This is a genomic window from Mesorhizobium sp. B4-1-3 (assembly GCF_006439355.1).
In the GTDB taxonomy this organism is placed as follows: Bacteria; Pseudomonadota; Alphaproteobacteria; order Rhizobiales; family Rhizobiaceae; genus Mesorhizobium.
The window spans coordinates 117,733-127,535 of record NZ_VFTG01000017.1; the positions used below are offsets into that span (position 1 = coordinate 117,733).

At 62.4% G+C, this 9,803-nt stretch carries 8 protein-coding genes and 1 pseudogene; 5 read left to right on the plus strand and 4 right to left on the minus strand.

Features of this window, described 5'->3' with window-relative positions:
* Window positions 1-47 precede the first annotated feature (47 nt).
* Window positions 48-269 carry a DUF1674 domain-containing protein gene (locus FJW06_RS20605; RefSeq protein WP_140754034.1) on the plus strand — a complete coding sequence of 74 codons (222 nt, stop codon included), beginning with the start codon at window positions 48-50 and terminating at the stop codon, window positions 267-269.
* Between the two features lie 374 nt (window positions 270-643).
* On the opposite strand, the gene FJW06_RS20610 is transcribed toward FJW06_RS20605, so the two are convergent.
* The gene (locus FJW06_RS20610) at window positions 644-1,309 is read right to left on the minus strand and encodes an HAD-IA family hydrolase (protein WP_140754035.1); all 666 of its coding nucleotides are present in this window, start codon (window positions 1,307-1,309) and stop codon (window positions 644-646) included.
* Window positions 1,310-1,482: 173 nt separating this feature from the next.
* Here FJW06_RS20610 and FJW06_RS20615 point away from each other — a divergent pair, with 173 nt between their 5' ends.
* The 3 genes from FJW06_RS20615 (at window position 1,483) to FJW06_RS20625 (ending at window position 6,061) form a co-directional block, all read left to right on the plus strand.
* Entirely contained in the window at window positions 1,483-2,352 is an 870-nt protein-coding gene (locus FJW06_RS20615; RefSeq protein WP_140754036.1) for a transglutaminase family protein, read from the plus strand.
* Window positions 2,353-2,893: 541 nt separating this feature from the next.
* Window positions 2,894-4,255: a pilus assembly protein gene (locus FJW06_RS20620; RefSeq protein WP_140754037.1), complete on the plus strand. Its 1,362-nt coding sequence runs from the start codon at window positions 2,894-2,896 to the stop codon at window positions 4,253-4,255.
* Between the two features lie 537 nt (window positions 4,256-4,792).
* Window positions 4,793-6,061: a cyclopropane-fatty-acyl-phospholipid synthase family protein gene (locus FJW06_RS20625; RefSeq protein ID WP_140754038.1), complete on the plus strand. Its 1,269-nt coding sequence runs from the start codon at window positions 4,793-4,795 to the stop codon at window positions 6,059-6,061.
* A 12-nt stretch (window positions 6,062-6,073) separates the two neighbouring features.
* Here the strand turns inward: FJW06_RS20625 and FJW06_RS20630 are convergent, their stop codons facing one another.
* Together FJW06_RS20630 and acs are read right to left on the minus strand one after the other, a co-directional pair.
* A complete protein-coding gene (locus tag FJW06_RS20630; protein ID WP_140754039.1) occupies window positions 6,074-6,841 on the minus strand; it encodes an MOSC domain-containing protein in 768 nt (255 codons plus the stop codon).
* Window positions 6,841-8,796 (minus strand): acetate--CoA ligase, encoded by a 1,956-nt coding sequence (gene acs, locus FJW06_RS20635; protein ID WP_140754040.1) that lies wholly within the window; start codon window positions 8,794-8,796, stop codon window positions 6,841-6,843. The genes FJW06_RS20630 and acs overlap by 1 nt, the downstream gene beginning before the upstream one ends.
* 302 nt (window positions 8,797-9,098) lie before the next feature.
* Here acs and FJW06_RS20640 point away from each other — a divergent pair, with 302 nt between their 5' ends.
* The gene (locus tag FJW06_RS20640) at window positions 9,099-9,371 is read left to right on the plus strand and encodes an aspartate-semialdehyde dehydrogenase (RefSeq protein ID WP_140754041.1); all 273 of its coding nucleotides are present in this window, start codon (window positions 9,099-9,101) and stop codon (window positions 9,369-9,371) included.
* 152 nt (window positions 9,372-9,523) lie between these two features.
* Here FJW06_RS20640 and FJW06_RS20645 read toward each other — a convergent pair.
* Window positions 9,524-9,721 (minus strand): annotated as a pseudogene (locus FJW06_RS20645) (aldo/keto reductase); the annotation flags it as partial.
* Window positions 9,722-9,803 lie beyond the last annotated feature (82 nt).

The window sequence follows — 9,803 nt, forward strand, 5'->3', positions numbered from 1 at the left end:
ATGATGGGCAACGGTCGCTCCCGTTTCAATCGGCAAGGACTTATCGCATGATCGAAGAGCCAGGCAAAACCGAAGCCGCCGATCCGACTACAGAGCCGCAAAAGACGCTGAGACCCGAAGCGCAGCGGGCGTTAGCAGAGGCTGAAGCCCGTCGTCAAAAGTACCAAGCGGCGGAGGCGCAATTGCCAAAGGAAATCGGCGGTCGCGGTGGCAAGGAACCTGGCCGCTACGGCGATTGGGAAGTCAAGGGGCTCACCAGCGACTTCTGACGAGAACTGGTTTCCGAGCGGTATCTGCCGAATAGTGGTCACGCAGATTGCCCGCGTTGACGATTGGTCGAAGGCCCATCGCTTCGTCATCCTATGGCGGAGCAAGGAGCGAAGCGACGCGCGCAGACCATAGGATCATTCCGTGACGTCGAGACGTTGCCACACGGTCCAGAACTCTGTTCCGCTGCATTCCTCGGCCAAGGCCACGGAATGGATCCTCGTGTCTGCGCGCCGCTGCGCGTCGCTCCGCCCGTGAATGACGAAGTTCGCAAGCTTCGGCCCAATCTCGAAGGTTTGGCTGATCTGGCGAGACGAACGGTGAAGATCTCACCTGCCGACAAGCCTGCAATCCGTCAAAATCCCTGTACGAGGGACTAGGCTGCAGCCCGTGTCGGCGACAAAGCGATGAAACCGGTATCGTCGACGGCGATGCCGATTTCGTCATAGGAACGGATCGTCGGGTGCGGCGTGACGAGCGGGTGGACATGCGTCGCGCTGATTACCATCACCGACGCGCCGGAAGCCTCGCCCGCCGCGATGCCCGCCGGCGCATCCTCGAAGACCAGGCAGTCGCGCGCCTCGACCCCGAGACGGCTCGCCCCCAGCAGGAAGCAGTCCGGCGCCGGCTTGCCATGGCTCACGTCTTCGGCGGTGACCATCATGGCGGGAACCGGGATGCCGGCCGCCTCGATGCGCAGCAGCGCCAGCTCGCGCGGCGCCGAGGTGACGATCGCCCAGCGCTGCGGCGGCAGCGATTCCAGGAACGCGACGGCGCCGGGGATCGGGACGATGCCTTCGAGATCCTCGGCTTCGGCCCTGAGCAGCAAATCAGCCTCCGCCAGCGGATCGACGCCCGGCAGCTTCAGCGCGGCGATCGTCTCGCGCGCGCGCCTGCCATGGATCGTCGGCAGGAAGGCCGTGACATCGAGGCCGTGCCGGTTCGCCCACGCCGTCCACACCCGTTCCGCCGCGGCGATCGAGTTGAGCACCGTGCCATCCATGTCGAACAGGAAGGCGGCGAACTTTGAGCCTGCGAACATCGGATGTCCTGGAGAATCGTTTCGGGGGAGGGGCGAAATGCGAAGCGCAGTTTAGACTGGTCATCACCGCCTGAGAAGGCGAGGTACTCGTCATTTCGATTCGGCACGGGAACAACCTCCGATTCGTCGCGTTGGACACGCAGTCTTCCAAAATCACCAAAGGGGGGAATGCGATGCTGATCCGGCTCGGCTATGAAATCGCTATCGAGTGCGCGGCGGCAACGCCGATCATCTCGCTTCTCGACATCCATCCCGAACGGCACGCCGACATCAAGCGGCAGACGCGGGTCCTCACCTCGCCCTCAGTGGCGACCCATACCTATCGCGACCGCCACGGCAATATCTGCCGTCGTTTCACGGCGCCGGCCGGAAGCTTCCGTATCCTTTACGACGCGGCGGTCGAGGACAGCGGCGAGACCGACGAGGTGAACACGCTGGCGCGTGAAACGCCGGTCGCGGAATTGCCTGACGACGTGCTGGTCTATCTGCTTGGCAGCCGCTACTGCGAAACGGACCATCTCAGCAACACCGCCTGGCAGCTTTTCGGCCTGCTGCCGCCCGGCTGGGCGCGCGTCCAGGCGATCGTCGACTATGTCAACAGCCGGCTCTCCTTTGGCTACGGCTACGCACGCGCTACGCGCACGGCGGCCCAGGCGCATGAGGAGCGTGTCGGGGTGTGCCGCGATTTCGCGCATCTGGCGATCACGCTTTGCCGATGCATGAACATTCCGGCGCGCTACGTGAACGGCTATCTCGGCGATATCGGCGTACCGGCCGATCCGGCGCCGATGGATTTCTCGGCCTGGATGGAAGTCTTCCTCGACGGCAAGTGGTACACGTTCGATCCGCGCCACAACCAACCCCGCATCGGCCGCGTCGTCATCGCGCGCGGCCGTGACGCGACCGACGTGCCGCTGCTGCACAGTTTCGGCCCGCACCGGCTCAGCCTGTTCAAGGTCTGGACCTACGAGCAGGAAGGCAACCGCTTCAATCCTCCGCATCACAGCGTCGACAGGACGGCCAGCGCGCAGATGCTGGCTTAGAGCGTTTCACCGTTTCACGGAAACGGCGAAACGCTCTATCTCTTTGTTTTACGCAATTCCGGACGGAAACCGCTCACACCTTTCCTGGAATTGCTCCAGGGTCGGTGATATTCAGGTGAGGCCGGCCTGCGAATGGAGGCTTCCTGCGCTTCCGGTGCTCACGTCCTTCAAGAACGCTCCGCTCCGGTTCTCGGAAACCACCATTCTCGACCCGGCCTGACCTGAATCTCACCGACCCAGCGCCGCACCTGTTTCATCACGGCTCGTGGCTGCCGCTTGGCCCGCTTCGGCACAGCCTGATTGTGCCGAAGGGAGAACGGCCGCGACAGCCCACGAGATCATGGTAAGCGCTTCATGAAGGCCGTCTCGCCAGCGCATTTTCGTTTACTTCCCGTTCACCCATAAATCCGCCGAAAGCCAGAAAAAACAATGGATTAAGTGCTTGTTAAGCGTCTTTCGGCGACCGCCCGCCGGGTCTGGCCGAAATCCTGCAACGCCCCGGCCGAGCGGCGCAGTGCCGCAGACAGTGGAGGCGGAAGGGATGCGGCAGTTCAGAGGTGTCGTTCGTGGGGTGGACGGCTTTACCCGGGATCGCGGAGGCAATTTCGCGGTTCTGTTCGGAGCTGCCGCATCGGTCCTCGCGCTGGGGGTGGGATTCGCGGTCAATATCTCGCAACTCTACAATGCGAGGTCGAGCTTGCAGGGCGTCGTCGACGCGGCTGTGACCTCGACGGCCCGCGATCTCACCCTCGGCGTTATCAAAGATGCCGACGCCACCAAGACGGTGCAGGCATTCCTCGACGCCAACAGCGTGGCCGGCATCATGCAGGCCAATCGGGTCGTGCTCGACAAGCTTACGGTCAACAGGACGGCCAATACGGTACAGGCGGATGCGCATGTCGATGTCGGCCTGTTTTTCCCGATCTTCAGCACCGGCGATATGCGACGGGTGAATGCTTCGACCACGGCGCTTTATTCGGACAAGCAGGTCGAGGTGGCGATGATGCTCGACATAACGGGATCGATGGCGGGCCAGAAGATCAAGGACCTGAGGACAGCGGCGAGTAACGCAGTCGATTCGTTCCTCGACGGCCAGAACGCCTCCCGGGCACGGGTGCGGGTGGCAATCGTGCCTTACGCTAATTCGGTCAACACCGGATCGCTCGCCGCAAGTACGGTCTTTGTCGAGACCAAGGCCAGCGAGCGCAAGCAGGCGCCCGGCAATGGCGATCCGAAATATGTCGCCGTGTCGACCCGGCCGGATAGCTGCGCTACCGAGCGCAAAGGGGCTTATCGGTATTCGGATGCGGGCCCGGATGTCAGCATGGTCAACCGCGACCTCTATCTGTCCGACTTCGCCAGGGACAGCCACACGCGAGCATGTCCCCTAGCAGCAATACAGCCGCTGACCACGGATGCCTCCGCTTTGAACAATGTCATCAAGGACCTTGAGGCCTCGGGCGGCACCGCCGGCCACATCGGCGTGCAATGGGCATGGTACATGCTGTCAGAAAACTGGGGCAGCGTCATGAAGGCTTCGGCGAGGCCGGCGAAGATGGATCCGAAGAAGGTCGCCAAATATGTGATCCTGATGACCGATGGCGAGTTCAACCTGTCCTATTTCGACGCCAACGGCCCGGATCAGGTTTATAATGCTGCCGGCAAGGTCCAGACACGCACGGCGGCGACAACGCTCTGCGCGGCGATGCGAGACCAAGGCATCGAGATATTCACGATCGGCTTCGCGCTGACCGAGACGAACGCCAAGTCGACGCTGCAGTCCTGTGCCAGTCCCGATACCGGCATCAGCAAGCATTTCTATCAAGCTGCCGACGGTACCGAGCTCAACCAGGCCTTCCAGGATATCGTGCGCAACATCGGCAAGCTGACGATCGCCAAATAACGAGCACCGAATAGCGGGCGTTGGTTGCTAATGCATGTCGCCCAGAAGTGTTCAGCGGTTCTGGGACAACGACATGCATCAAAACAGAGATCAAAGCGCGTCGCCTGAATTCGTTTCTGCGCGACGCGCTTAAGAAGCCTGCGCCCCATGCCCCAAATGGAAAAGGCCGCCGCTTCTTGACGAAGCCGGCGGCCTTCCGTGTTTCCGTCCATGACGCGGCTCCTGGCGGCAGCCCCTCCGGGCTACCTGCCGCGCGTCTCGCGCCTTAACGGGAAGACTGCTTCCCGGAAGTGCAATCCGCAGAGCTCACGTTGTGGAAAACGAAATCACTCGACATCGGATCACCTCCTTTCAGTTCGTTGAACACACTCAGATGATGGGGTGCGCCGAGGCAAAAGACAAGATGACGCAACGGAATGGTCGTGCCACGAGCCGGGAAACTGCTCTTGCGGTGCTTTTGCGCAACAGATCGGGATTGCGGTCCACAGGCCGGTGGACGACAGTGCGGCTTTGGGGGCGACATATCGGGAGGTGGGAATGGACGCCGCCGACAGAGCCGCGCGGATCGTACGCAAGGTCGTCGAAACGCTGAAGCCGGGTTTTGCGGTCCGGCTGTGGACCGGCGAGCGGATCGGACCCGCCGGCGGTCCGGTGCTTGCCATCAACGATCAGGACATCGTCTGGCAGCTGGTTCGCCGGCCGACCTTCTCGACGCTGGTGGAGATGTGGATTTCCAAAACGGTCGATATCGAAGAAGGCACGCTGTTCGATTTCTATGCCCTGCCTTCGCAAGGCAAGCTCAAGACGAAGCTCAAATCCCTGCCCAAGCTGGCGATCCTGCGCGACCTGCCGATGGTGTTGTTTTCGCGCAAGCAGATGACGGCGCGCAGCGACCTTTCCGGCCGCAAGCCTTTCGTCAGCGGATCGAACAAGGAGGCGATCCAGCACCATTACGACATTTCGAATGATTTCTACCGGCTCTTCCTCGACGAGCGCATGGTCTACAGTTGCGGCTATTTCCACGATTTCGCCAATGGGATCGACCAGGCGCAAGTCGACAAGCTCGACCACATCTGCCGCAAGCTCAGGCTGAAGCCCGGCGAAAAGCTGCTCGACATCGGCTGCGGCTGGAGTGCGATGCTCATCCATGCAGCGAAGAACTACGGCGTCTTCGGCCATGGCGTCTCGCTATCGCAAGCCCAGACCGATCTTGCCCGCGAACGCATTCGCGCGGAGGGGCTGGAGGATCGCATCACCATCGAGATAAAATCCTATACCGAACTCTCAGGCACGTTCGACAAGATCTCGTCGATCGGCATGTTCGAGCATCTGGGGCTCGCCAATCACGACGCCTATTTCTCCGCCGTCAATCGCCTGCTCAAGCCCGGCGGGATCTATCTGCATCATGCCATTACCAGGCGCAGCAAGGGCGACATCCGCAAGACGTTGCGCAAGGGGCCGGAATACAAGGCCCTGATCAAATACATCTTTCCCGGCGGCGAACTCGACACGATCGGCATGACGCTCGGCAATCTCGAGGCGCACGGCTTCCTCGTCTATGACGTGGAGAACCTGCGCGAGCATTATGCGCAAACCTGCCGCCTGTGGGCGGAGCGTCTGCATGCGCGCTTCGATGAGGCGGTCGCCGAGGTCGGCGAGCCCAAGGCGCGGCTGTGGCTGCTCTATCTAACGGGTTGCTCGATCACGTTCGAGCGCGCCTCGGCGCAGATTTTCCAGACTGTCGCCACCAGGCGCGCCCGCGGCCCGAGCGGCCTGCCGCCGACACGGGCGGATTTGTACCGGTAGACCCGACCCGCTTCAGTCCATCAAGCGCATCGGCGCGCCGATCTCGATCCGCGCGGGCCGGTCGACGGTGCAGTAGACGCCGAGATTGTGGGCGTTATAGCGCACCAGGTTGCGCAGGATGCCGGGGTCGGTATCGAAGCCGTCCTGGGCGATGATGGTGAAGCCGCAGCGGCGGCAAGGTTCGGAGACGGTGAGCTCGAGATCGCCGACCGCGAGCTTCCTGCCGATCCATTCCGTTTCGGGAAACGAGCCTTCGACCGGCGCCATGTCGACGACGATGTTGGGCCGGAAGCGGCGCGGATCGGGCGTGCCTTCGGGGTGCAGCGCCTTCAGCCTGGCAAGCGAGGCTGTGGTGAGCAGATGGATCGGCGCCTTGGCATAGCGGGCCTCGGTCCGCGGGCCGGCATAGCAGGGCGCCGCATTCTCCGCGCCAAACGGCCGGATCGAGGCGTCGAAGCCGAGAAAGGCGGACACCGCGCGGTCGGTTTCAGGATCGGGTGCCGGCAGCCAGCCGCCGCCGGGCACGGCCACTTCCAGCCGCCATTCCTTGCTCGTCGGGGCCTCGCTCAGCCGGGTGCGGATCAGCGGCACCTTGTGCCATCTGGCTTCGCGGTCGGGCCTGGCGATCTCGCCGTCGGAAGCATCGACCAATCCGAACAGCCGGTCGCCGTCGACGGTTTTCAGCCCGACCGAGATGGCATCAAGCCGCTCGCCGCCGAGCGAACTCGCCGGATAGCGCCAAAGCTGGCTGACCGTGCCTAGGATCGCCTCGCGTGCCATCAGCCCTTCTTGTTCTGCCGGTTGGCGACGAGATCGTCGACCACGGCCGGATCGGCGAGCGTCGAAGTGTCGCCGAGCGCGCCAAAATCGTCCTCGGCGATCTTGCGCAGGATGCGCCGCATGATCTTGCCCGAACGGGTCTTCGGCAGGCCCGGCGCGAACTGGATCTTGTCGGGCGTGGCGATGGCGCCGATCTCCTTGCGCACATGCGCGATCAGCTCCTTGCGCAGATCCTCGCTCGATGGGGTGCCAGCCATCAGCGTGACATAGCAGTAGATGCCCTGGCCCTTGATGTCGTGCGGGTAGCCGACGACGGCTGCCTCCGAGACCTTGTCGTGGCTGACCAGCGCCGATTCCACCTCGGCCGTACCCATGCGGTGGCCGGAAACGTTGATGACGTCGTCGACGCGGCCGGTGATCCAGTAGTAGCCGTCCTCGTCGCGGCGGCAGCCGTCACCGGTGAAGTACTTGCCCTTGTAGGTCGAAAAGTAAGTCTGCACGAAGCGGTCGTGGTCGCCATAGACGGTGCGCATCTGGCCGGGCCAGGAATCGACGAGGCAGAGATTGCCGTCGGTGGCGCCCTCCAGCACCTTGCCGTCGCCGTCGACCAGCTGCGGCTGGACGCCGAAGAAGGGCCGCGTGGCGGAGCCGGCCTTGAGATCGGTGGCGCCGGGCAGCGGCGTGATCATGATGCCGCCGGTCTCGGTCTGCCACCAGGTGTCGACGATCGGCACCTTGGCGTTGCCGACGACGTTGAAATACCACTCCCAGGCCTCCGGGTTGATCGGCTCGCCGACCGAACCCAGCACGCGCAGCGACTTGCGCGAGGTCTTCTTCACATGGCTGTCGCCGGCGCCCATCAGCGCGCGCAGCGCCGTCGGCGCGGTGTAGAAGATATTGACCTTGTGCTTGTCGATCACTTCCCAGAAGCGCGACTGCGAGGGATAGTTCGGCACGCCTTCGAACATCAGCGTCGTGGCGCCGTTGGCCAGGGGCCCATAGACGATGTAGCTGTGACCGGTGACCCAGCCGACATCGGCCGTGCACCAGTAGATGTCGCCGTCATGGTAGTCGAAGACATATTGGTGCGTCATCGAGACGAAGACGAGATAGCCGCCGGTGGTGTGCAGCACGCCCTTCGGCTTGCCGGTCGAGCCGGAGGTGTAGAGAATGAACAGCGGGTCTTCCGCCTTCATCTTCTCCGGCTTGCAGTCGGCCTTAACGGTCGCGGCCTCCTCGTGGTACCAGACGTCGCGCCCGGGCACCCAGCCGGTCTTGCCGCCGGTGCGGCGCACCACCACGACCTTCTCGACCTTGGTGCCGGCTTTAGCGGCGATGTCGATCGCCTTGTCGGTGTTGTCCTTGAGCGGGATCGGCTTGCCACCACGCAGGCCCTCGTCGGCGGTGACCACGATGGTCGATTTGCAGTCGTCGATGCGGCCGGCCAGCGCATCGGGCGAGAAGCCGCCGAACACGACCGAGTGGATCGCGCCGATACGCGTGCAGGCAAGCATCGCATAGGCGGCTTCCGGGATCATCGGCATATAGAGAGTGACACGGTCGCCCTTCTTGACGCCATGCTTCTTCAAGACATTGGCGAAGCGACAGACATGGGCATAGAGCTCGCTATAGGTGACCTTGCGATCGTCGTAAGGATTGTCGCCCTCCCAGATGATCGCGGTCTGGTCGCCGCGCTTCTTCAGGTGCCGGTCGATGCAATTATACGAGACGTTGGTCTGCCCGTCCTCGAACCACTTGATCGAGACCTTGCCGTCGAAGGAGGTGTTCTTGACCTTGGTAAAGGGCTTGAACCAGTCGATCCGCTTGCCATGCTTGCCCCAGAACTTGTCCGGGTTCTTCACGCTGTCGGCATACCATTTGAGATAGGTGTCGTTGTCGATCAACGCGTTCTTCTTCCACGCGGGCTGGACGCGATGGACATGGACATCGGACATTTTCAGCTTTCCTCCGGAATGTTCCGCCGGCTTGAAGCGCCGGCGGCATCGCGGCGATGCGGCCGCGAATTCGCGGGCATTATTAACAGTTCCGCCGTGACGGCAATATTAGACGTTGGATTTGCGCGGCGGGATGACGCAGGGTCAAGCGCCGCCGGCTATTAGCACTCCCGCGTCGCGGCTGCTAACCGACTGTTTTGATGACGAAAATTTTGAAGGAGCTCGAAGAAATCCATAGACAGTTAAGCAACCGTGGGCACAATTCGGCGTTGGGAAGAAGGAGAATCAACCAAGGAAACGCAATGCGCGACCATTCCGAAATGGACCTGATGCTCAAGGGGTATGGGCTCACCACGGCCAAGATCCTTTACCACTACCCGGACCATCCGCACCTGCTGCAAAGCTTTGTCTGGCAAGATTACGACATAGCTCCGCAATTCCCGGTGCTGATCCGCTTCATCGAGTTCTGGAAGACCAGGCTCGACGGACCGCTGCACTCGGTCACCTACACGCACCAGAAGCTGATAGCGCCGAATGAGTGGCGGAAGGTGGATGGGGAGTTTCGGGTGCACTAGGGTGTGCCGATATTCAGGTGAGGTCGGCCTGCAAACGACGGCTTCCTGCGCTTCCGGTGCTCACGTACTTAAGTACGCTCCGCCCCGGTTCTCGGAAGCCATCTTTCTCGACTCGACCTGACCTGAATCTCGACACACCCATCAGCGTTAGCTCACACCGCCGGCGGGTTCAGCCGGGCAAAACCTTCCTGGCGGCGATAGGGGAAATACGGGTAGGGCGCAGTCACCGTGCTCGCTTCGTCGAGCACCTTGATCTGCTCCGGCGTCAGCGCCCAGCCGACGGCCCCTAAGTTCTGGCGCAGTTGCTCCTCGTTGCGCGCGCCGATGATCACGGATGAGACGGTCGGCCGCTGCAGGTGCACTAGGGTGTGCCGATATTCAGGTGAGGTCGGCCTGCAAACGACGGCTTCCTGCGCTTCCGGTGCTCACGTA